23 protein-coding genes, 2 tRNA genes and 2 pseudogenes are annotated in these 21577 nt (G+C 65.3%); 11 read left to right on the top strand and 16 right to left on the bottom strand.

Going from position 1 to position 21577, the window contains the following annotated elements; all coding sequences use genetic code 11:
* Positions 1–188: 188 nt before the first annotated feature.
* Positions 189–1085, top strand: coding sequence for a LysR family transcriptional regulator (locus tag ACP2YO_RS27430; protein ID WP_426434281.1), 897 nt, complete (start codon positions 189–191; stop codon positions 1083–1085).
* A gap of 233 nt (positions 1086–1318) precedes the next feature.
* Here the strand turns inward: ACP2YO_RS27430 and ACP2YO_RS27425 are convergent, their stop codons facing one another.
* From ACP2YO_RS27425 to ACP2YO_RS27415, 3 genes are all read right to left on the bottom strand, one after another.
* Positions 1319–1957, bottom strand: a complete 639-nt coding sequence (locus ACP2YO_RS27425) for a glutathione S-transferase family protein (protein ID WP_426434280.1) — start codon at positions 1955–1957, stop codon at positions 1319–1321.
* 362 nt (positions 1958–2319) lie between these two features.
* A complete protein-coding gene (locus ACP2YO_RS27420) occupies positions 2320–2817 on the bottom strand; it encodes a peptide deformylase (RefSeq protein WP_426434279.1) in 498 nt (165 codons plus the stop codon).
* A 63-nt stretch (positions 2818–2880) separates the two neighbouring features.
* Positions 2881–3753 (bottom strand): bifunctional helix-turn-helix transcriptional regulator/GNAT family N-acetyltransferase, encoded by an 873-nt coding sequence (locus ACP2YO_RS27415; protein ID WP_426443323.1) that lies wholly within the window; start codon positions 3751–3753, stop codon positions 2881–2883.
* Between the two features lie 324 nt (positions 3754–4077).
* Here ACP2YO_RS27415 and ACP2YO_RS27410 point away from each other — a divergent pair.
* Positions 4078–4266 (top strand): annotated as a pseudogene (locus tag ACP2YO_RS27410) (6-aminohexanoate hydrolase); the annotation flags it as partial.
* A gap of 15 nt (positions 4267–4281) precedes the next feature.
* Here the strand turns inward: ACP2YO_RS27410 and ACP2YO_RS27405 are convergent.
* Entirely contained in the window at positions 4282–5226 is a 945-nt protein-coding gene (locus ACP2YO_RS27405) for a LysR substrate-binding domain-containing protein (protein WP_426434278.1), read from the bottom strand.
* 101 nt (positions 5227–5327) lie between these two features.
* Here ACP2YO_RS27405 and ACP2YO_RS27400 point away from each other — a divergent pair, with 101 nt between their 5' ends.
* The gene (locus ACP2YO_RS27400) at positions 5328–6152 is read left to right on the top strand and encodes a class I SAM-dependent methyltransferase (RefSeq protein ID WP_426434277.1); all 825 of its coding nucleotides are present in this window, start codon (positions 5328–5330) and stop codon (positions 6150–6152) included.
* A gap of 56 nt (positions 6153–6208) precedes the next feature.
* Here the strand turns inward: ACP2YO_RS27400 and ACP2YO_RS27395 are convergent, their stop codons facing one another.
* A complete protein-coding gene (locus ACP2YO_RS27395) occupies positions 6209–6415 on the bottom strand; it encodes a LexA family protein (protein ID WP_426434276.1) in 207 nt (68 codons plus the stop codon).
* A gap of 113 nt (positions 6416–6528) precedes the next feature.
* On the opposite strand from ACP2YO_RS27395, the gene ACP2YO_RS27390 reads away from it, so the two are divergent.
* On the top strand, positions 6529–7662 hold the full coding sequence (locus ACP2YO_RS27390) for an IS630 family transposase (RefSeq protein ID WP_426434275.1): 1134 nt from the start codon (positions 6529–6531) through the stop codon (positions 7660–7662).
* On the opposite strand, the gene ACP2YO_RS27385 is transcribed toward ACP2YO_RS27390, so the two are convergent.
* From ACP2YO_RS27385 to ACP2YO_RS27375, 3 genes are all read right to left on the bottom strand, one after another.
* A complete protein-coding gene (locus ACP2YO_RS27385; RefSeq protein WP_426434274.1) occupies positions 7623–9233 on the bottom strand; it encodes a tetratricopeptide repeat protein in 1611 nt (536 codons plus the stop codon). The genes ACP2YO_RS27390 and ACP2YO_RS27385 overlap by 40 nt on opposite strands.
* Positions 9234–9384: 151 nt before the next feature.
* Complete coding sequence (locus tag ACP2YO_RS27380) at positions 9385–10242, bottom strand: DMT family transporter (RefSeq protein WP_426434273.1); 858 nt, start codon at positions 10240–10242, stop codon at positions 9385–9387.
* Positions 10239–10745, bottom strand: coding sequence for a MarR family winged helix-turn-helix transcriptional regulator (locus ACP2YO_RS27375; protein WP_426434272.1), 507 nt, complete (start codon positions 10743–10745; stop codon positions 10239–10241). Before ACP2YO_RS27375 ends, ACP2YO_RS27380 begins: the two co-directional genes overlap by 4 nt.
* A 214-nt stretch (positions 10746–10959) precedes the next feature.
* Between ACP2YO_RS27375 and ACP2YO_RS27370 the strand changes: the two genes are divergently transcribed.
* Positions 10960–11766 (top strand): DUF899 domain-containing protein, encoded by an 807-nt coding sequence (locus ACP2YO_RS27370; protein WP_426434271.1) that lies wholly within the window; start codon positions 10960–10962, stop codon positions 11764–11766.
* A 28-nt stretch (positions 11767–11794) separates the two neighbouring features.
* Here ACP2YO_RS27370 and ACP2YO_RS27365 read toward each other — a convergent pair whose 3' ends face one another.
* The gene (locus tag ACP2YO_RS27365) at positions 11795–12694 is read right to left on the bottom strand and encodes a LysR family transcriptional regulator (RefSeq protein ID WP_426434270.1); all 900 of its coding nucleotides are present in this window, start codon (positions 12692–12694) and stop codon (positions 11795–11797) included.
* A gap of 100 nt (positions 12695–12794) precedes the next feature.
* On the opposite strand from ACP2YO_RS27365, the gene ACP2YO_RS27360 reads away from it, so the two are divergent.
* On the top strand, positions 12795–13340 hold the full coding sequence (locus ACP2YO_RS27360; protein ID WP_426434269.1) for an N-acetyltransferase family protein: 546 nt from the start codon (positions 12795–12797) through the stop codon (positions 13338–13340).
* Positions 13341–13391: 51 nt separating this feature from the next.
* Positions 13392–13706: a hypothetical protein gene (locus ACP2YO_RS27355; protein WP_426434268.1), complete on the top strand. Its 315-nt coding sequence runs from the start codon at positions 13392–13394 to the stop codon at positions 13704–13706.
* Here the strand turns inward: ACP2YO_RS27355 and ACP2YO_RS27350 are convergent.
* Both ACP2YO_RS27350 and ACP2YO_RS27345 read right to left on the bottom strand, forming a co-directional pair.
* On the bottom strand, positions 13661–14080 hold the full coding sequence (locus ACP2YO_RS27350; protein ID WP_426434267.1) for a cupin domain-containing protein: 420 nt from the start codon (positions 14078–14080) through the stop codon (positions 13661–13663). The two genes, ACP2YO_RS27355 and ACP2YO_RS27350, sit on opposite strands and share 46 nt — an antisense overlap.
* 115 nt (positions 14081–14195) lie before the next feature.
* A complete protein-coding gene (locus ACP2YO_RS27345; RefSeq protein ID WP_426434266.1) occupies positions 14196–14597 on the bottom strand; it encodes an Ohr family peroxiredoxin in 402 nt (133 codons plus the stop codon).
* A gap of 53 nt (positions 14598–14650) precedes the next feature.
* On the opposite strand from ACP2YO_RS27345, the pseudogene ACP2YO_RS27340 reads away from it, so the two are divergent.
* The 3 genes and pseudogenes from ACP2YO_RS27340 to ACP2YO_RS27330 form a co-directional block, all read left to right on the top strand.
* Positions 14651–14911, top strand: a pseudogene (locus ACP2YO_RS27340) (transcriptional regulator, SarA/Rot family); the annotation flags it as partial.
* A 336-nt stretch (positions 14912–15247) separates the two neighbouring features.
* Positions 15248–15589: an EF-hand domain-containing protein gene (locus ACP2YO_RS27335; RefSeq protein ID WP_426434265.1), complete on the top strand. Its 342-nt coding sequence runs from the start codon at positions 15248–15250 to the stop codon at positions 15587–15589.
* Between the two features lie 145 nt (positions 15590–15734).
* Positions 15735–16286, top strand: a complete 552-nt coding sequence (locus ACP2YO_RS27330; RefSeq protein ID WP_426434264.1) for a carboxymuconolactone decarboxylase family protein — start codon at positions 15735–15737, stop codon at positions 16284–16286.
* 13 nt (positions 16287–16299) lie between these two features.
* On the opposite strand, the gene ACP2YO_RS27325 is transcribed toward ACP2YO_RS27330, so the two are convergent.
* From ACP2YO_RS27325 to ACP2YO_RS27315, 3 genes are all read right to left on the bottom strand, one after another.
* Positions 16300–16374 (bottom strand) — tRNA-Cys (locus ACP2YO_RS27325).
* Positions 16375–16376: 2 nt separating this feature from the next.
* Positions 16377–16447 (bottom strand) — tRNA-OTHER (locus ACP2YO_RS27320).
* A gap of 28 nt (positions 16448–16475) precedes the next feature.
* Positions 16476–17816 (bottom strand): RtcB family protein, encoded by a 1341-nt coding sequence (locus ACP2YO_RS27315; RefSeq protein ID WP_426434263.1) that lies wholly within the window; start codon positions 17814–17816, stop codon positions 16476–16478.
* A gap of 532 nt (positions 17817–18348) precedes the next feature.
* On the opposite strand from ACP2YO_RS27315, the gene ACP2YO_RS27310 reads away from it, so the two are divergent.
* Positions 18349–19569, top strand: a complete 1221-nt coding sequence (locus ACP2YO_RS27310) for an MFS transporter (RefSeq protein ID WP_426434262.1) — start codon at positions 18349–18351, stop codon at positions 19567–19569.
* A 48-nt stretch (positions 19570–19617) separates the two neighbouring features.
* Here the strand turns inward: ACP2YO_RS27310 and ACP2YO_RS27305 are convergent, their stop codons facing one another.
* Both ACP2YO_RS27305 and ACP2YO_RS27300 read right to left on the bottom strand, forming a co-directional pair.
* Positions 19618–20262: a DUF5074 domain-containing protein gene (locus tag ACP2YO_RS27305; protein WP_426434261.1), complete on the bottom strand. Its 645-nt coding sequence runs from the start codon at positions 20260–20262 to the stop codon at positions 19618–19620.
* Positions 20263–20296: 34 nt separating this feature from the next.
* The gene (locus ACP2YO_RS27300) at positions 20297–21517 is read right to left on the bottom strand and encodes a helix-turn-helix domain-containing protein (protein ID WP_426434260.1); all 1221 of its coding nucleotides are present in this window, start codon (positions 21515–21517) and stop codon (positions 20297–20299) included.
* Positions 21518–21577: the final 60 nt, after the last annotated feature.

The following is a 21577-nucleotide window of genomic DNA, read 5'->3' as shown; positions in this document are numbered from 1 at the left end:
AAGCGCGCACATCGGTGGTGCAAAATCGAACCAGGCGAGCTAGTAACTTCAGCCACCGCATGCGGTGTGCGCGGCGAGCGACGCCCAGGCGCCAAAGTCGCCGCCCCACTTGTCCGGAGGACGAGACGTTATTCGATGGTATTGGACACGGGGTTTGGAAGGCGCACTCCGCGGTGCCGGATTGCACCATGATCGACTGGGATGACGTTCGCCACTTTCTTGCTGTCGCGCGCGGCGGCTCGGTGCGGGCTGCCGCCGAGCGCCTTGGTGTGAACCACTCGACCGTGCTGCGACGCATCGCCCAGCTCGAGGAACGCCTCGGAGTGCACATGTTCGAAAAGCTGCCTTCGGGCTACCGCCTGACGGCTGCGGGCGAGGAGGTCCTCGAGTTCGCGGACCAGATGGAAGCGTCGTCGCACCTGCTGGAGACGCGCGTCTTCGGGCGCGACCAGAGCGTGCGCGGGCTTCTGCGGGTGACGCTGGCACCGCCCCTCGCGACACATCTGCTGATGCCGGACTTCGCCGATTTCGCGCGTCTGCATCCGGACATCGAGATGGACATCTTGTCGTCCGGCGAGTTGGCAAATCTGACCAACCGACAGGCCGACGTCGCCATCCGCGTCGTCTACGACCGCAAAACCCTGCCGCTCAATCTTCACGGCCTGAAGGGACCGGAGCTGTTCGGCGGCGTCTACATGTCGCGCGATCGACTAGCCGCTTGGCGTGCGGGCGCGCCTGATCCCATCCGGTGGATCGTCATAAGCATTCATGGAATTCCGGATTGGGCCAGCGAGGGCGAGGTTCGCACCACCGGGGTTCCGTTCAGGACCACGGACGCCGGGACGCAACTCGTTGCAGTACGGCAAGGGCTCGGGATCACGACACTGCCGTGCTTCGTCGGAGATGCCGACCCCCTGCTGGTAAGGGTGCCGGGCACCGACCTGCACATGTACGGAACGCTCTGGCTTCTCACGCAGGGGGAGTCTCGCAAGACGAAGCGCGTGCGGCTCTTCACTGAGTTCGTATCCCGCAGGCTCGCCGCATACGCTCCGCTTCTCGCGGGACTTTCCGTATCGCGCGACTGACGCGCGACAGGTCGTCGGCGATGCTTGCCGGGTTGGCTCCACGTTCGCGCGAAGACGCGATCGTCGTGGCGGCCGAAAGCTTCATTCGTCCTGGCTTGGTCAAAGTCGGCAATTGAAAACGAGCAAGCGTAGATGGGATGAGCGCAGCGATATCTGGGACTGTCCATCAGGGCGCGCAGCTTACTCCCGCATGTCGCTTTTGCTCATGCGGGCTACCTGACCCGGTGAGTGGCTCACCCGGCATTGACCGCCAGTTGAGCCTCGAAAGCCCTCTTGTACGCAGGCCGCGCTTCGCCGCGGGCGACATAGGCGGCGAGATCAGGATATTCGTCCAGAATGCCGGACAATCTCAGCCTGAGCAGCACCGACACCATCATCAGGTCGCCCGCGCTGAACGCGCCATCGAGCCACTCGGCATCGCCGAGACGCGCGGAAAGTTGCCTCAAACGGTCGCGGACGCGATCCATGACGAGGGGCAGGCGGTCCTTGCTCCACGGCTTATCGCTTTCCAGAATCCTGGCGGTTACGAGGTGGAGGATCGGCGGCTCCACGGTGTTGAGCGCGGCGAACATCCAGGTGATCGCGCGGGCGCGGGCATTGGCATCGTCGGGCAGCAGGCCCGTATGACGCTCGGCGAGATAGAATACGATCGCGCCGGTCTCGAACAGCGCGAGATCGCCTTCCTCAAGGGGCGGGATCTGGCCGAACGGATGCAGCGCCAGATGTGCAGGCTCCTTCATCGCACTGAATGAAACCAGGCGGATCTCGTAGGGTTGGCCCACTTCCTCGAGCGCCCAGCGAACGCGCGTGTCGCGCGCCAGTCCCTTGCCGCCATCGGGCGACCGTTCGAAGGCGGTAATGGTGACGGTCATTGGTTCTCTCCACGCGTTAGGCCTCCCAAGGACGAACGATCCGCGCGACTTCCGACAACCGGCCTGGAGTTCCGTTCTGATTAAATCAGAACCGAAGCTCCAGGTTTTTGTTTTGACGCGTTTTGTTCAGGCGAACCGGTATCCACTTCGCTCGAAACGCTCTGGATTGGATGCGACAAATCAACCTGACGGGTAACTCAGCAAAACCTGTCAAGCATTGAGCTTTGTTTCAAACAATGACGGGCGGTAGTTGCCTGTCGCCCGTATGGTGGACTAGCTAGCGTAGGCATAATCCACGACATCCTCTCATCGAGCGGTATTCCTCAGGGTGGGGTTCGCTTTCGTCATTCACGCCCCGCGAACTAACTCCGCGACACCTTCTCAAACCGCTTGATCAGCCGCTCCCGCTTCAACCGCGACAGCCGCTTGATCCAGAACACCCCATTCAACTGATCGATCTCGTGCTGATGACAAACCGCGCGCAGCCCGCTCAATTCTTCGGTCTGCGCGTTGCCATCAACGTCCTGATAGCTGATCCGGATCCGCGCATGACGTTGGATGTCGTCGTTGACGCCGGGCATCGAGACGCTGCCTTCCTGATGCATGATCATCTCGGGCGAGGCCCAGATGATCTCCGGATTGACGTAGGTCCGCGCGCCATTGACGGGGTCGAGGTCGAGCACCACCACCCGCAAGGAGACGCCGATATGCGGCGGGGTGATGCCGATGCCGGGTGCGGCGTGCAGGGTCTCCAGCAGGTCGCGCGCCAACTCGCGCAGCGCGTCGTCGAACACGGTGACGGGCTGCGCCGGGAGCGCGAGCCTTGGGTCGGGATAGCGGACGATCGGGCGGATGGTCATGAGAAGCGTCTTAGGCCAGCGCATGGCGCCGGACAACACGCGCATTCCGTCGATGCACGGCGCTTAGAGACGTTTTTCGAAAAACAAATCAGGGTAGGGGTCGTCGTTGAAGCGGGGGATTTCGGTCCAGCCGCTCTTGCGGTAGAGTTGGCCGGCTTCCGCCAGCGCGCTGTTGGTGTCGAGCCGCAACACCGCGATGCCGAGTTCGCGCGCGGCGCTCTCGGCGGCGTCCATCAGCCGCCGGCCGAGGCCGAGGCCACGCGCGGATGGAGCGACCCAGAGCCGCTTGATCTCCGCCATTTCAGCCCCGCTGCCTTTCAGCCCGACGCAGCCGAGCGGCAGGCCGTCCGACATCGCCACGATGAATGTGCCGCGCGGGCGCACCATGTCCTTGGCGTCGGGGTCGCGCGACAGCTTGACGTCGAACCCGTGGCTGAAGCGTCGCGCCAACTCGGCGTAGTACGCGCCGAGGCAATAGCGCGCCTCGTCGCTGCGCGGGTCCACCTCATGCAAAGCCGTGCCGTCGTGCCCGAGCGCCGAGGCGATCATGTCCATCGCGGCGAGCAGGGCCTCGCGCTGCGCGTGGCGGGCGAGGAAGTCCTCGGCCTGCCGGTTGGAGATCGCTTCATAGGCGTTGAACTCGCGCCGGCCGGCCGGCGTCAGCCTGATGATGCGACGTCGCGCGTCGTCCTTGTGCGCCGTGGTCTCGATCAGCCCTTCGTCTTCGAGGCTGCGCAACAGACGGCTCATCAGGCCGGAATCGAGGCCGAGATAATCCCTGATATCGCTCACATCAGAGCGCCCATGCCCGATCGCATTCAGCACGCGCGCCGCCCCCAGCGGCCGGCCGCGGCCGAGAAACGACGTATCGAGCGCGCCGACGGCTGAGGTCACGGCACGGTTGAAACGACGGACGCGGGAAACGGGGTCGAGCATATATCTGACTTTAGTCAGGTATTTTGTCATCGTCAATCGACTGACGCGCCAATCACCGATTTGCCCGGCGTGGCGAGGGTCACCCCGGCGCAAACGCGGGATGTCCGTCCTGCTGCCGCATGATACGACATCCGCACCGTTCCCTCTGGAGCCTCCTTGATGTCCGTTGTGTCAGCCCCCAGCCAATCAACCCCGACCGCTACCGAGTCCGATCCGCAGACGCTCGGCTGGATGAAGGGCTTTCCGCCGCGGCCGGACCGCACCATCAGCTTCCAGAACGGCTCGTTTCGTAGCTTTCCTGAGTTGCGCTGGGCCTGGAGCAATGTGTCGCACAATGCGCACGGCGCCTATATGGCGCGCGGCGTTCATGGCCAGGGCATCTACATCGATCCGAAAGCCGAGATGGTGATCGCGCGCTACGCCTCGCACCCATCAGCCGGCAACGCTGCCAACGACCCGGTAACGCTGCCGGCCTGCATGGCGCTGGCAAAAGAGCTGATCGCGGGAGGGTGAGTGTGGCGGGCCGCGTCAGCGCGTTTTCTGGCTTCGGGCCTTGTTGGCCGCGCGCGATCGGCTCTTCACGTGATCGATGAAGGCGCGCAGTTTCGGCATCATCTGATGGCGGCTGGGATAGTAGAGAAACACACCCGGCGTCATCGTTGCGAACGGCGCCAACACCTGCACCAGCTTGCCGGCCTTCAGCGGCCCTGCGGCGATCGGCGCCGGGGTTTGCGCAAGCCCCATGTCCTCCACGGCGGCGCCAACAAGGGTGGGAAAATCGTAGGCGATCAGCGGTCCGGAGACGATCGCCTCGATCGGCTGGTTGCCGCTGACAAAGGACCACGGGGCGACCGACCCGTTGCTACGGCGGATGCGCAAGCAGTCATGCTGGCGGAGGTCGTCGATACGCTCGGGCTTCCCGCGCCGGCGCAGATAGTCGGGGCTGCCGACGACCATGAAGGGGAAGGGCGGCGAGAGCGGCAGCGCAACCATGTCTGCGGCGACGAACTGGCCCATTCTGACGCCGGCGTCGAACCCTCCCGCCGCGAGGTCGACCAATTGCTCGTTCGCGGAGATCTCCACCTCGACCTCGGGATAGGCCCGGCAGAACGATGCGATCAGCGGCTCCAGCAGGATCGGCACCACCGACCGCGGCACCGTGAGGCGCAACAGCCCCGAAGGCCGCTGGCCGAGGTCGCGCGCGACCCGGCTTGCCGCGACCAGCTCCTCGAAGGCGGGCTTGGCGCGCGCGTGAAATCGTTCGCCGGCTTCGCTCAGCCCGACACTGCGCGTCGTGCGGATGAAAAGTGCCGCGCCGATTCGCGCTTCGAGCGTGCGGACCGCCTGGCTGATCGCCGACGGCGTCACCCCGAGCTCCGCCGCCGCTTTGCGGAAACTGCGGTGTCGGGCCACGCTCAGGAACGCCTCGACGCCGTCGAGCGCGCCCTGCCTGACTGTGAAGTTCTGCTTCATGGCCCGTCGACATTATCGTGGATAGTTGCTCGCGGAAAGCGGTCCACATCAGTCCCCGACAGCCTGAAGGCCAAAGGAAAGCTGCCAAAAGGAGACCTGCGATGACCGATGCCCTTGATGAAGTGCGCGACCACTATCGCGCGACCGGCCTGACCGACCGGCTGAAGACGGCGCTCATGGGCTTCGGCTCGGAGGACCAACAGCTCACGCCAGAGCAACTGGGGTCGCTCGACCAGTTCCACACCCGCGGGCTTGCGGCAACCGCCGAGCTTGCCGAATTGGCCGGGATCAGTGCCGAGATGTCGGTGCTTGATGTCGGATCGGGCGTCGGCGGACCGGCGCGCATTCTGGCTGCGACCTGCGGCTGCCGGGTGACGGGCGTCGACCTCAGCGATCCCTTCGTGGATGCCGCGCGCTATCTGACGGCGCGCACGGGCCAGAGCGAGCAGGTGTCATTCCAGACCGCGAGTGCGCTGGAGCTTCCCTTTGACGACGGCCGCTTCGACGCGGTGTTGCTGCAGCATGTGGCGATGAACATCTCCGACCGGACGCGGCTCTACCGCGAAATCCATCGCGTGCTGAAGTCGGGCGGCAGATTTGCGACCTATGACGTCGTGTTGAACAGCGGCGATCCGCACTATCCCGTGCCGTGGGCGCGAACGCCGGCGACGAGCTTTCTCCTGACAGAAGCGGCGACACGCGAGGCGATCGAAGCGGCAGGATTTCATGCGCTGGTGTGGCAGGACAGCACTGAGGCCGCCAGGGCGTGGATCACGCAAATGCGCGCATCGCCGCCGCCGCCGTCGCCAAACCTCGGTGTGGTGATGGGACCCGATTTCGCGCAGCTGTCCGCGAATTTGGGCCGAAATCTCATGGAAGGGCGGCTCGGCATCCTGACCGCGGTGTTCGAGGCCGCGCGCTGCTGATGATCACGCACGTCGCGGCGTTCCATTTCCTGCTGCGTCGTCAGCCTAGTGGTTCATCACAGTGATTTTGACGTTTTGATGCCGAGCCATTCGAGGATCGGCAAGTTTTCGGGTGGCAGGAGAATCTCGATGCTTCGGGGAACGCCGGGCTGACGGCGAATGAAACCGTTTCGTTCGAGGGTGACGATCATTTGGTGGACTGACGGCGGGCTGACGCGGAAATGGCGCTGAATGTCGGCTTCGGCGGGCGGCTGTCCGAACATGTACGAATAGGTATGGATGAAAGCGAGGTAGTGACCCTGCTTCTCGGTTAAGCGCGCGCCTGATTTTTAACTCATGGATCAATTCGTCCCGGCCTCCGACAAGGAGGCAAAGCATGAATGTACGTTATCGGGTCGAATTGAGCCAAGCCGAGCGCGACGAACTGACGGCGATGCTCGGCGGCGGCAAGCACGCCGCCCGCAAGCTCAAGCGGGCGCAGATTTTGCTGGCGGCCGATAGGGGCCGCAGCGACGAGGAGATTGCCCGGACCGTGAGTGTCAGCCTTTCCACCGTCAGCCGGACCAAGCGCCGCTTCGTGGAAGGCAATCTGGAGCGGGCCTTGAGTGAGGAGCCGCGTCCGGGCGCAGAGCGCAAGCTGACCGGAAAGGAGGAGGCCCTGCTGGTGGCGACGGCATGCGCCAAGCCGCCTGCCGGCCGCAAACGCTGGACGCTGACGCTGCTGGCCGACACGATGGTCAAGCTCACCGATCACGACAGCCTGTCGGGCGAGACCGTGCGTCGCCGGCTGGCCGAGAACGACCTCAAACCATGGCGCAGGGACATGTGGTGCATTCCCCATGTCGACGGCGAATACGTCGCCCGCATGGAGGACGTGCTCGATCTCTACGCCGAGACGCCGGATCCCGCCCGGCCGCTGGTCTGCTTCGACGAGACCCCCGTCCAGCTGATCGGCGAGGTGCGCCAGCCGGTCCCGGCCCAACCGGGACAGCGCGAGCGCTACGATTACGAGTATCGCCGCAACGGCACCGTCAATCTCTTCGTCACCTTCGATCCGTATCGGGGCTGGCGCAACGTCAAGCTCACCGACCGCCGCGCCGCCGTGGACTACGCCCACTGCATGCGTGAGCTCGTCGACGTCCATTATCCCGACGCCGCCTGCATCCGTGTCGTGCAGGACAATTTGTCGATCCATAAGCCTGGGGCGCTGTATGAGGCCTTCGCGCCCGCCGAGGCCCGACGCATCCTGTGCCGCCTCGAATTCCACTACACCCCGAAGCACGCCAGTTGGCTCAACATGGTTGAGTGCGAGATCAGCGTGCTTCAGCGCCAGTGTCTCGGCCGCCGCATCGACGACCCCAAAAGGCTCCGAAATGAGATCACAGCATGGCAACGGCGGCGAAATAAAACCCGAGCCCGAATCAAATGGATGTTCACAACCGACAAAGCCCGCGCCAAACTCGGCCGCGCCTATCCAGCCACCGCCAAAGAGTCAAAATCACTGTGGTAGACCACTAGTACGGACCAAGCCCTCGCCACCGACGTCGCCGCATGCGCAGGATGCAGCTCGTCGTGCAGACGCGCGATCACACTGTCCCAGTCGCCAAAGGCGGGCTGCCGGAGCAGCTTCGCGGTCGGATACCAGGGCGTATCGGCGCGATGGCGCATCCAGCGGAAATCTGCGGCGTGGGGAAGCAGGATCACGACCGGCTTGCCCAGTGCTCCCGCCAGATGCGCAACCGCCGTATCGACCGAGATGACGACATCGAGCAGCGAGATGATGGCCGCCGTGTCGGTGAAATCGCCGAGTTCGTCGCCGAGGTGGAGCAGGTTCGGAAGATTGCGCAAAACGTCACGGTCCGCGCCGCGCATCTCACTCTGCAGGCTGATGCATTGCATGGCCGGCGTCTCGAACAGCTGAGACAGGCGTGCCAGCGGAATCGATCGGTTGGCGTCGTTCTTGTGGGTCGACGAGCCGGACCAGACAAAACCGGCGCGCGGACGGCCCGGCGGCAAGCGGTTTCGCCAGTATTCGATGCGCTCCGCGGGTGCGGCGAGATACGGGACGGATGCCGGGATGCTCTCGACCTGCGTTTTGAATGCGAGCGGCAGGCTGAGCAACGGACAGTGCAGATCGAAGGCGGGAAGCGGCTCGCCGGCAGCGATCACGCTCACGCCGTCGAGCTGCGACAACAGCGGTCGCAACTCTGCATGGACTTCGCAGATGATGTTGGCACCGCGGCTCGCCAGCAACGGCGCATAGCGAATGAACTGGATGGTATCGCCAAGACCCTGTTCGGCGTGCAGCAGAATGGTCTTGCCCTCGACCGGCTCGTGACCCAGCCACAGCGGCGCCCGGAATTCCCGGCGCTGCCGGGCAAATGCTCCGGTCTGCCAGCGCCGTTGATACGCCGTCCAGCCGGCATCGAAATCGCCCAACGTCAGATGCGCCATCGCGGCTTCGAAATGGGCCTCGGCGAATTCGGGAGCGGCGACCAGCGCTGCCCTGAAGTCCACCAGCGCTTCGAGGGGCCGGTCGAGCCGGCGAAGGGTGTGACCGCGGTTGGTCAGGATCTGCGGATGACCGGGCATCGCCGCCAGCGCGGCATCGTAGCTCGCCAACGCTCTGACCGGCTCGTTCAGCCTCAAGAACGCGTTGCCCCGGTTGACCAGTGCGCCGACGTGATCGGGCTTGCTTGCGAGCGCGGCGGCAAAGCTGGCCTCCGCTTCATGGAAGCGACCGAGCGCCAGCCAGGAGTTGCCGAGATTGTAGAGAATCTCCGGATGATCCGGCACCAGTTGCAGCGCGCTGCGAAAATGCGAGATCGCCTCGTCGTAATGTCCGGCGGTGTGCAGCGCGAGCCCCAAATTCGACATCGCATCCGAAGAACCGGGATCGGCCCTGAGCGCAGCTGCGAGAAAGCGGAGCGCCTCCACCATGTGCCGACGCTCGAAATTGAGCAGCCCCAGCAAATGAAGCGCGTCGAAATCATCAGGCCGATGTTCGAGTATCCCGGCGCAAAGCCGTTCGGTCTTGTCGAAATCGCCCTGTTGAAAGGCGCCATACGCCTTCCGCTGCATGCGATGCAGGTTCGGTACCCGCCCAGATGTGTTCTTCAAACCTGCCGGCAAAGGACCGTCTTCCGGGAGCAGCCAGATCGAGGCGATCCGAAAGCTGCCGCCTACGAATCAACTCACAGCGGGAAAAATAGCATCTTCTCGGCGCCTCGCGTTATCGCGACAGCACCAGCACGTTGCCGAGCAGGATCGCCACGGCGCCGGCAAGAACAGGCCAGCCCAGCGACAAGTGCTCAAACAACGCTGATAGCACGAGCGCGACGAGCGGCACCAAGGCGAGCGTGTAGGCCGCGCGGCCGGGACCGAGCCGGCGCACCAGCTCGAAATAGAGCATGAAGGTGATGCAGGACGCCGCGACCGCGAGATAGAGGAAGCTCGCGAGATAGGGCACCGACACGTCGACCGCGAAGGTTGCGCCCGTCGCCGCGGCCCAGAGCGCGCTCGCGGTTGCTCCGACCAGCGCGCCCCATCCCAGCACGGCGACGACAGGCAGGCCCGCGCGCTGATTGCGTGCACCGATCGTCGTCCCCGCGCCGGTCGCGATGGCCGCGACGAGTGCCCAGGCGAAGCCGGCAAGCGGCGTCGCACCCGGCGCGGTGACGCCAGGCACGAAGATGATGGCCAATCCGACGATGCCGCAGAGCGCGCCCCAGACGAAGCCTGAGGAAATCGAGGCGCCGAGCGCTGCGCGCGCGATCAGGGCCGCGAACAGTGACGACGTCGACAACACCAGCGCCGCAAGGCCGCTCGGCATCCGCGCGGTCGCTTCATAGAAGGCAACGAAGGCGACGGAAAAGAACAGCAGGCCCTGCAGCGCCACGGCCGCCCGGTCTCGGGAGGGGATCGCAAGCGGGATGCCGCGGATCAATCCGAACCCAAGCAGGATGAGGCCGGCAAGTGCCATGCGCAGTGCCACCGACCAGGGCGCCGGTGTCACGCCGGCCTGCATTGCGGTGGCCAGCGCACCGCCGCCCCAGAGCATCGCGGTCAGCCCGAACAGGAGGGCCGTCATGAGGCGGCGGTGTCATCGAGCAAAGCGCGCCATCCGCCGGCGTCGATGCGCGTGCTTTCAGATTCGAGCCGGGTGAGAGCGGAGCCCAACGTCGCGCGCTCGGCCCCGGACAGGCGTGCGAGCAGTCGCGCCTCGATCGCGCTGCCCAGTGCGGCGATCCTGTTGAAAGCGGCCCGGCCGCTCCGCGTGATGCTGACGGCAGCGAAGCGCCGATCGCTCTTGCCCGGTCGCCGCACGGCGAAGCCCAGTTCGGCGAGCTGGCCGATGCCGCGGCTCACCGAGAACGGATCGAGCGCGCAGGCGCGCCCGATCTCGGAGGCATTGGCGCCGTCGCGTTCGGCGATGACCGCGAGGATGCGCCAGCCGGCCTGGCTCAATCCGAAGGTCTCGCTGTAGAAGCCTTCGAGCGGGCGTGCGACCTGCGCTGCGACGAGGAACAGGCGATACGGAAGCCAGGCGCTGAGCTTCAGATCATCGTCGGGGGCAGTCGCGGTTTGTCTCATGGCCGGAGGCTCACACAGGTAGTTGCAATATGCAAGCAATTTGCAACGATGAGAGGAAGGGAGTGCCGGGCACGCGCGAAAAATCCCGACACACTTGTCACTCCCACCATCGGCTGCCGCTGCGCCAAGTTGGGCCATGACCAACGACGAGCGACCGGCGGCGATGGAACTGCGCTTTCGCCCCGGCGTTTTGTCCCATTCGGAGATTGAGATCATGACAAGCAAATCACCCGAAAACGACCGCAACACCGGACAGGGCGCGATACACACCCCGCCGATCGTGTCCCGAGAGGCCTGGGAGGCGGCGCGTCTGGAGATGCTGGTGAAGGAGAAAGCGCTGATGCGCGCGCGCGATGCGCTCGCCGCCGAACGGCGGCGGATGCCGTGGATGGCGGTCGAGAAGGCGTACGCGTTCGAAGGACCTGATGGCAGAGTGAGCCTGCTCGATCTGTTCGAGGACCGCCGGCAACTGATCGTCTATCGCGCCTTTTTCGAACCCGGGGTGTTCGGCTGGCCCGATCACGCCTGCCGCGGTTGCTCGCTCGGCGCCGATCAGGTCAGTCATCTGTCTCATCTGAATCAGCGCGGCACCACGCTCGTCTATGCCTCGCGCGCGCCGCAGGAGGACATCGCTCGGCTGAAGAGGCGGATGGACTGGGTGATGCCCTGGTACACGATCACGGACAGTTTCGACGCGGATTTCGGCGTCGGCGAATGGCATGGCCACAACGTGTTCGTCCGCGACGGCGAGCAGATCTTCCGCAGCTACCTCATCAACAGCCGCGGCGATGAGGCGATGGGAACCGTCTGGAGCTATCTCGACATCACGCCGCTCGGGCGTCAGGAGGTCTGGGAGGACTCGCCCAAGGGTTACCCGCAGAGCCCGCCTTATAAATGGTGGAACTGGCACGACAATTATGATGCCGAGGCTACGCCGAACGCAAAGTGGGCCTCCGTGACGGACGCCGGCGTCGCCGCGTTCCGCAAGATCGCTGAAGAAGAACGCAAGTCAACATCATAGGGCGCGGGGAGGGCGCGTAGCGTCCTCCCTATCGATCGTCGTCCTTCGTCGAGATCGTTTTCAGCGCGGATAAGGTCTTTCTCAGCCCGCGATCGAGGCGCTTGTCGCGGCGGATCACCACGGCGAGCCGGCGGTAGAGTTTCGGCAACAGCGACCTGACCACCAAGTCGCGTGGCTTGTTCTTCGCAGTCACCGCCATGCCTGGCAGAATGGCGCATCCGAGCCCGGCCCGCACCATCTCCTTGATCGCCTCGACGCTGCCGAGCGACATCAACGGCTTCAGCGAGACGCCGCCGCGCGCCAGCCATTCGTCCGCGGTGCGCCGCGTGTTGCCGCCGGGCTCGAACAGGACGACTGGCCTGGTCGCCAACACGGCCGGCGTGATCCGCGCCGGCAGCGCCATGTCGTACGGCGCAATCAGCACGAACTCGTCATTCATGACCGGCGTGATCTCGAAGCTGCGCCCGGACACCGGCAGCGTGACCAGCCCGATGTCGATCGTATTGTCCTCGACCGCCTTGGCGACGTCAGCGGTGTTGCCCGTCGTGACAGTGATCTCGAGCGAGGGAAGCGCCGTCCGCAACTCCTTGAGGATCGGCGGCAACAGGAAGATGCATGCGGTCGCGCCAGTGCCGAGCCGCACACGCCCCGCCGTTCCGGTCGTCTGCTGCGCGACAGCGTCGACGGCCGATGCAACGGCGGCGTCGATCTGCTGCGCGTGGTCCAACAACGCCGCTCCGGCGGCGGTCGGTCGCGCTTTTCGTCCGACGCGCTCGATCAAGGTCGCGTTGAGGTTCTTCTCGAGCTGGCGCACCTGCAGGCTTACCGCCGGCTGCGTGAGCTGCAGTCGTTCGGCCGCGGCCGAGAAGGTGCCGCTCTCGATCACGATGCGGAAGCTCTCCAGGTAATCCAGATTGAGGCTCTTCATCAAAGTATCTCTTATGCATCGCATAGGCTATCAAAGCTTCACTTATATAACGCGATCCGGCATGCTGGGGCAACGCTGACGGCCTTGGCAGAGAGACGGCATGACTGGAGACATCAACGGCATTGTGATCCGCGACGCGATGGAGGCCGACATGGCGGATGTGCAGCGCATCTACGCGCATCACGTGTTGAACGGGCTGGCAACCTTCGAAGAGGTGCCCCCGACGGTGGACGAGATGCTCGGGCGCCGCGACGCCGTGCTGGCGGCAGGATTGCCGTATCTCGTCGCCGACATCGACGGACGGGTGGCCGGCTACGCCTACGCGACATCGTATCGGCCGCGGCCGGCCTATCGCCATACGATCGAGGACTCGGTGTACGTGTCGGAGGCGCTGCGTGGCCGCCGTCTCGGCGCGGCGCTGCTCCAGGCCCTGATCGCGCGCGCCGAAGCTGGACCCTGGCGGCAAATGCTGGCCGTGATCGGCAACAGCGGCAACGCCGGATCGATCGCGCTGCATCGCCGCATGGGCTTCGAGCCGGTCGGCACGTTGCGATCGGTCGGCTTCAAGCTAGGGCAATGGGTCGACACCGTGCTGATGCAGCGCCCGCTTGGTCCGGGCGGCGACGCACCTCCGTCGTCGGTCTAGGAGCCGCGCAGTTGATCGGGCGGCCGGGATGTCATGGTCGTCGGCGCGTTGATGAATGCCGTCGGATGTGCCGGTCTTGCCGTCTCGCATCAGGTCGCGACCTATTATGTTTCGTGGATCGTCCTTGGTCTCGGCATGCGGCTGACGCTGTATGACGCCGCCTTCGCGGCACTGGCCCGGATCGGCGGACCGGAGGCGCGACGCGCCATGTCCGAGATCACATTGTTCGGTGGATTGGCCGCCACCGTGTTCTGGCCGCTCGGACACATTCTTTCAGAGCATTTCGGCTGGCGTGTCGCTTTGTTTGCCTACGCCGGGTGCTACTTGACCAGGGTCAGCAGCGGCTTGTCCTTTTCGACGATGTAGGTCGCAAGCTCGCTGGCGGTGACATTGCCGACGTTCTTTGCCGCATGGATCGTTCCGGCCGGAATGAACAGCACGTCGCCGGCCTTCAGCGTCGCCGGCGGCTTGCCGTCGATGTCATATTCCAGCGTGCCCGCGAGCACATAGATGATCTCTTCACCGGGATGGGTGTGGCGGCCGAACGCCATGCCGGGTTCGATGTCGACTCGCACCTGGACGGCTTCGCGTCCGGGCGCGCTGAGGTCGTGGCGTTGCAAGTCCGTTCGCTTGATGCCGGCCGGCTGCTGCGCCTGTGCTGCCGGCAGGGCCAGTAGGCTTCCGGCGACCAGCGTGGCAATCGCGAGCGCCCGCGTCGTTTTTGCAAAAATGTTGCTCATGTTGAACTCCTGATGTCCTTGACGTCGCCGACCTGCGCGGACCCGACCGGCGAGCGGCCGGTCGGCGTTGAGGATGTCGAGCCAGGTCGGCTTGTCATGCGGTTACCTGATCGTGTCAGACGAGCGTGGTCGTCACATCGATGTTGCCGTGGACGGCCTTGGAGTAGGGGCAGATGCCATGCGCGGCCTCGATCAGTTGCTGGGCGACCTCGCGCTCGACGCCGGGAACGTGGACGTTGAGGCGTGCGCGCAGGAAGAAATCGCTGCCCGCCAAATTCAGATCGATTTCGGCGTCGACCTCGGGCTCGCTCGGCAGCTTGACCTTACGCTGTGTCGCGGCGAGCTGGATCGCGCCGATGTAGCAGGCCGACCAGGCGGCGGCGAACAGGTTTTCCGCGGCCGGGTGTGGCTGCGGCAGCTTGATGTCGAGGAAGCCGTCGCGGGAATGGGCGGCGCCGTTGGGGCCGGCGGTGACGTGGGTCTTTCCGGTGAAGAGAACCTTTGCAGTGGCAGTCATGGCGAATTCCTTTCGGTTGGAGTTATATCGTATCCGATCTAATCGGATGCGTCCTGGAATCCAACACGCTGACGCCGATCCTGAAGAAGCTGGAGCAGAGCGGCTATATCCGCCGCGTCCGCGATCCGGCGGACGAGCGCCAGGTGCGGCTGAGCCTCACGCCGGCCGGCCGCCGCCTGCTCGAGTCGGACCTCGGCGCGTCGGTGATCGGGGCCTGCGGATTGGGGGACGAGTTTGCGGTTGTGCAGAAGGGCGTCGTCAGGCTGCGCGACAATCTGTTGCGTGCGGTGAAGCACGAAGCGGAGGAGGAGTGATCCCGGCGCGCCAGCTATTCCACCGGAGTGCTCCTTGCGATCGCTGTTCGATCAACAACATTGCGTCGCGCGAGAAACGCACCGGTCCAAATTGTAACGACCTGTATCCGCGCCGCGTCCTTCCGCATTTTCGCCACGGCGAACCGACAACTCCCGCTGACTTCAGGACGGCGACGAGGAGGCAACATTTTGCGCGGAAGCTCGGCATCTATCTGTGGAATGATCGCAACGGTGAGCTTGCTCTGCACCACGATTCCCTTTGCATCGGCGCAGACGGCTTCGTCGGATCAGGGTTCGTCGCGGCCGCCCTCGGGCCGGGATCGTTCGCCGGCCAGCATGGCCGAGAGCTGGGATGCCAATCGTGATGGCGTTTACACCTGCGACGAGTGGAAAGGTTATCTCGGGCGGGTGTTTGATCGGGCCGATCGTAACCGCGACGGAAATCTTACGCCTGCGGAGTTCGATGTTGTTCGTCGGGTCGGCAGTGCGCTTGCCGACGCCGACTTCGGCTATTTCGACGAAAATCAGGACGGCAAGATAACGCGCAGCGAGTTCGTCGAGAAGCGGAGCGAATTCATTCTGCAATACGACAAGAACGGCGACTGCCGCGTGACGCCAGATGAGCTCAAGGACACCGGAACCGAGCAGAAGCGGCCAAGCAAAGGCAAGAAGTTCTGACCTTAAGTCGGTCCGGGGATATGCCGGCGCATGTCGCCGCGGAGCTGCGCCGTTTCTTCGCGTGACGTCTGCAATGCCGCGGCTTGCGGCAGCCAGCGAACGGAGGCAGGCTGCGCCGATGCCATTCCGCTCAGAGGTAAGATCCATGTCACGCGTGTCCATCAAGACGAGAGACGATTTGCCGCCCGCGCTCCAGCCGCTGTGGGACAAGATGACGACCTATGGCGCGTTCGAGAACCAGGCCGGGGTGATGGCGCACCGGCCGCCGATCTTCAGGCATATGTGGTCGCTATTGGTGGATCTCGCTGACGAAGCGGCGGTCAAGAAGCGCCATCTCGAGCTCGCGCTGGTGACGGTGTCGCTGTTGAACAAGTGCGACTATTGCGTCTCGCACCATGCCCCGAAGCTCGCGATCCAGGGCGTCACGGAGGCGGGCGCCGAACGGCTGCTCGACTACAAGGATCATCCCGAGCTCGATGCCGTCGACAAGCTCGTCGTCGAATACGCGATCGCCGTCACCAACAACTGGAACAAGACGCGCGACGAGATCTTCGAGCGCCTCCGCGAGCATTTTTCGGAAGCGCAGATCGTCGAATTGACCTGGCGGATCGCACTGTGCGGCGCATTCAACCGCTTCAACGATATCCTGCAACTCGACATCGAGCAGGGCGTTCCGCAGCGCGAGGCCGCGGAGTGAGGGGGGCTGACGTTGGAGATGCGGGCCGGGATCGAACCGGCTCATGGCGGTTTTGCAGACCGCAGCGTTCCCATTTCGCCACCGCACCGGCAGCCTCTCGCGGGCTTGAACCGCGGACCGCCCGTTCAGAACCGGGCGGTCTGGCAACTGAGCCAAGAGGCAGCGGCGGCGAGGCGCGTACGCCTCGTCCTAGTCCTTGAATGGATCGAACTCGCCTTCACCCGCCATCGCGACGGCAAAGGGCCGCAACGTGTGCAGCACCTTCACCGTTCCGGCGTGCTGGGCGAGCACGTCGGGCAGGCGCCGATAGGCCATCGGGCTTTCGTCGAGATCGGCGCCGATCAGGGTGACGCCGCGCTCGTTCAGCCATCGGTCCATCTCCTCGCGCGTGAACCGGCGCTTCGCTTCATTGCGGCCGAACAACCGGCCGGCGCCGTGCACGGTCGAGTACAGCGAGGCCTTGGCTTCCGGACTATCGACGCCCTCGAGAATGACGGCATCATCGCCCATCGACCCGCCGACGAATCCCTTCTGACCGGGAAAGGCCGGCGTTGCGCCCTTGCGCACCACCCACAGGTCCTTGCCGCCATGCGTTTCCCGCCAGGCGTAGTTGTGGTGGTTGTGCACGGACTCGGTCACCTGTCCGCCGATGATCCGGCGAACCCGCTCCACGACCCATTCGCGGCCGGCATAGGAGTATCGGCCCGCGAGCTGCATCGCCGCGATGTAGCGACGCCCGAGTTCGGAATCCTCGTCGACGATCGCGGGCGGGACATTCATCCCATCCTTGCCGCCGGCAGCCTTGAGGTAGCGGGTCGCGCTGGTGTGCCCGAGTCCGCGGCTTCCGAAATGGACGCCGATCCAGACGAAACCGGCCTCGTCACGCATCAGGTCGACATAGTGGTTCCCGGAGCCGACCGTGCCGAGCTGGCCGACGGCCTTCTGTCGATACGCCTCCATGTCGCTCTCGCGCCACGCGTCGCCATCGTCGAACAGCGCGTGCTCCACCGTCTCGACGTTTCTTCGGCCGATGCCGAAGGAAATCACCTTCGCAACGTCGCGAATGATCGTCGGGGCGATCGCACTGATGTCGTCGAAGCGGACGTCGAGCCGCGCGGCCATGTTGCCGCAACCGATGTCGAATCCGACGCCGGAGATGCTGATCTGCTTCTCATAGGCAATCACGCCGCCGACAGGCTGGGCGTAGCCGAGGTGGCCGTCCGCGCAGATCACGCCGGACACGACATTGCCGACCGCCATGCAGTTACGCATCTGCGCGATGGTCGCCGCGTCGTGTTCGCCGAACACCTTCATCGGCGCGTTCTTGAAACGCTCTTCCTGCTGGCGCAGCATCGCGATCTCGGCGGAGGCCGCATCGGCCTCGCGCGCCAGCTTCTCCTTGCGGGCAGCATCGCGATACAGGCACCAGGCCGGCTGGCCGCGGCCTTCGCCGACACGGGAATCCGGATCAACGCCGGCAGCGAGGCAGAGCTCGCGGGCACGTTCCTGATAGGGATCAGCTCGTCGCATGGTCTTGTTTCCTGCTGAACATGCCTGAACGTGAAACGGTTCAGGCAGAGGCTTCGAGGTTATCTTTGCCGGAGGTCGAGCAGGCCGCGCGCGGGCAACAAAAAACCCTCCGAAGCGGCTGGCTCGGGAGGGTCCGTAAGTACGGATTGTCGATCGCGCTTAAGCGAGACCACTCCCATGAACCGGGCATGCATAGACGTTCGGCCGTAGACAGATGGATAGTCTGCGGAGGCATTCGTGTCCGTGTTGCGGTTTCAGTATCACAGGTTCGCTCGCATTCAGTCGCGGGCATGGCGCTCGCGAGGGCCGCGGAAATACGCCTGCAACCTCTGAATGTCAAGTGGGCGCGGAGAGGCGGCTATCGCGGTGCCGGCGTTGCGAGCGATGCGCGGATGCGATGCGATCAAGCGCTGACCGTGGTTGTCCGTCGGCTACGGTCTCGCAAAAAAGTGAGCCAGCGCTACAATCGGCTGTCGGTTCCGCCGCACCCCGTTCGTCTTCCACCCAGACCAAGCTCACTGGGAGATCAGGAATGAGCAATTCTCACTATCGCTGGGTGATCGTCGCGGCCGGAGGGCTGTTGGGCTGCGTCGCGATTGGCGGCATGTTTTCGCTGCCGGTGTTCCTGCAACCGATGGCGCGGGAGACCGGATGGTCGGTGACCGGCATTTCCAGCGCCATGACGATCGGCTTCCTGGCGATGGCTTGCACCAGCATGATCTGGGGCACGCTATCTGACCGGCTCGGGCCGCTCCCGGTGGTGCTGACCGGATCGGTCGTGCTGGCGGCGAGTCTCGCGCTGGCGAGCCGGGCGCCGTCGTTGCTGGCATTTCAGTTCACGTTCGGCGTGCTGGTCGGCGCATCCTGTGCCGCGATCTTCGCGCCGATGATGGCCTGCGTCACCGGGTGGTTCGACACCCATCGCAGCCTCGCCGTCTCGCTGGTGTCGGCGGGCATGGGAATGGCGCCGATGACGATGTCGCCGTTCGCGGCATGGCTCGTCACTAGCCATGACTGGCGGACCTCGATGCTGATCGTCTCCGGTGTCGTCGCCGCCATCATGATCCCGGTCTCGTTCCTGGTGCGCCGCGCGCCCGCGCTGCAGAACGACCACGCCTCCGCGGCGTCCGCGAGCGGCGAGCCGGCGATGTCGCTGGCGCAGGCGCTACGCTCGCCGCAATTCATGACCCTGATCGCAACCAACTTCTTCTGCTGCGCCACCCATTCGGGGCCGATCATCCATACCGTGAGCTACGCGATCACCTGCGGCATCCCGATGATCGCGGCGGTCACGATCTACAGCGTCGAAGGCCTTGCCGGCATGGGCGGCCGCATCGCCTTCGGCCTGCTCGGCGACCGTTTCGGCGCCAAGAACGTGCTGGTGTTCGGTCTGCTGGCGCAGGCGTTCGGCGCGCTCGGCTACGTCTTCGTGCGCGAGCTCGCCGCGTTCTACACGGTGGCGGCGATGTTCGGCTTCATCTATGCCGGCACCATGCCGCTCTATTCCGTGCTGGTGCGCGAGAACTTCCCGCTGCGGATGATGGGCACCGTGATCGGCGGCACCGCGATGGCCGGCAGCCTCGGCATGGCGACCGGACCGCTGGCCGGCGGCCTGATCTACGACACCTTTGCGAGCTACACGTGGCTCTATGTCGGATCCTGGGCCGTCGGTCTCGGGGCCTTCCTGATCATGATGACCTTCAGGCCGTTCCCGGCGGCTGCGCGGCCCGCAGCCGTGGCAGCGCCGGCGTAAGGCTTTGACATGGAGGTGATCCGCCCGGTGCGGATCACCTCATGCGCATCACGCGCGGCTTCGCTTCGGCCGCGCGATCGCGCGCACCTTGTTCTTCGTGCTGCCGGCCCCGCAGAAGAACCGGTCGCGACCGTCGGACTCCAGTCCGGAGACCTTGGCTCCCTCAGGCATCTCGAGCTGTTCCAGGACCTCGCCGGATTGCGGATCGATGCGCCGCACGTCGCTGGTGTCGGCTTCCCAGGTGCCGTGCCAGAGTTCGCCGTCGACCCAGGTGACGCCGGTGACGAAGCGGTTGGACTCGATGGTGCGCAGGATCGTGCCGGTCTCCGGATCGATCTGGACGATCTTGCGGTCACGATACTGTCCGACCCAGAGCGCGCCTTCGGCCCAGGCGAGGCCGGAATCGCGGCCGCCGCCGGGCGAGGGGATGGTGGATATCACGCGCCCGGTATGCGGATCGACCTTCTGGATACGGTCCTCGGCGATCTGATAGAGGCATGTGCCGTCGAAGGCGGTGCCGGCATGCGACGCGACCTCGATCGTGCGGGTGGTCTTGCCGCTCTCGGGATCGAAGGCGATCATGCGGTCGCCGGCGCCGAACCAGACCTGCTCGCCGTCGAAGGTGACGCCGTGCACGCTCTCGACCCCCTCGAAGGCGTATTCCCTGACGATATGGGCCGCCGACCTTTTCATGCTCCGCTCCTGTTCTCTCGATTGCGGTGTGATGCTAGCCGTTCGGCAGCGGGGCAGGGAGTAACAAGGCCGTCGTGAATCCCGGCACCATCGGCATCATCCAGCGGCGCGCCCGGGCGCGGCCATAGGATTGCACCTTGCCTGAAGCGGCCAGCGTGTCGAGCGCGCGCTGCACGGTGCGCTGGCTGGCGCCGAGCGCAAGCGATAACGCCGAGCTCGACCATGCCTCGCCATCGGCGAGGAAGGCGAGCACTGCGGCATGTTCCTCCTCGACCGGGCGCGCCAGCACCACGACATCGCGCCGGCCGTGCGGTTTCAGCACGAAACCGTCCAGGGTCGCGCGCAGATCGGCTAGCGGCCGCAGCGCCCGGCGCAGCCGCCCGATCTCGACCCGCAGCCGCGCGCGATGCGATTCATCGGCGTGCTTGCCGCGAAACGCCCGCGCAATCAGCGCGCCGCGCGCCGCGTCGTTCGGCCACGCTTCGCCGAGCGCACGGGCCAGCGCGAACAGCACGGGCCGCCGGGTCAGCGAGATCTCGGTGCGTGCGTCGCGTACGACATATGTGATGGCGTCGATGACGAGCGCCTTGGAGGCCATCACGGCCTCGACCTCGTCGAGCCGCAGCGCCCGCTCGCCGCCTTTCCCGATCAGGCGTGCCGCGGGCACGGTCAACAGGTGCGCGGCGCGTTCCACTTCGGCCGCCAGTGCGCCGATGCCGGCGCGGCGCGCGGCGGAATCGGCGCGAGCGAGCGCCTCGCGCGCGGGCTTGGTCCGCAGCCGCCGCATCGCGATCCCTGCGGTGACGAGCTCGTGGCCGACCCGCAAGGCGGCAGGGAGAGGCGTCGGGTCGAGGTCGGCGAGCATACGCTCGGCTTCATCGAGATGCCCAATCAGGAGCAGGCGGCGGATCTCGAGACAGGCGGCATGCGCGGCATTGAGCCGATCGCCATGCGCCTCGAGCGCTGCGCGAGCAGCCGCCAGCGTCCTGGCCGGAAAGCCGAGGTCGCGCAAGACCAGCGCGATCTCGGCCTCGGCGACGATGCAGCGCGCGCGGGCGACAGCTTCGCGCGGGCCGAAGGCCCGGCCGGCGCGCTTCAGCAGATCCTTCGCGCGGACAAAATCGCCGAGCCGGGCCATCGCGATGCCACGTATCGCCAGCGCCGGCGCGTCGTCGCGCAAGCCCACCCGTTTCAGTGCGCCGAGGAGATCACCCGCCGCGAGCGCGCGCGCCGCAGCCGTGATCAGCGAGTCCATGCGAATCCCGACACACTTGTCACTCTCGCCCTCCGCGGTCCGGTCCTAGCCTAGCACATG

The organism is Bradyrhizobium genosp. P, assembly GCF_049949265.1.
GTDB lineage: Bacteria > Pseudomonadota > Alphaproteobacteria > Rhizobiales > Xanthobacteraceae > Bradyrhizobium.
This window is presented reverse-complemented; position numbering and strand designations above follow the sequence as displayed.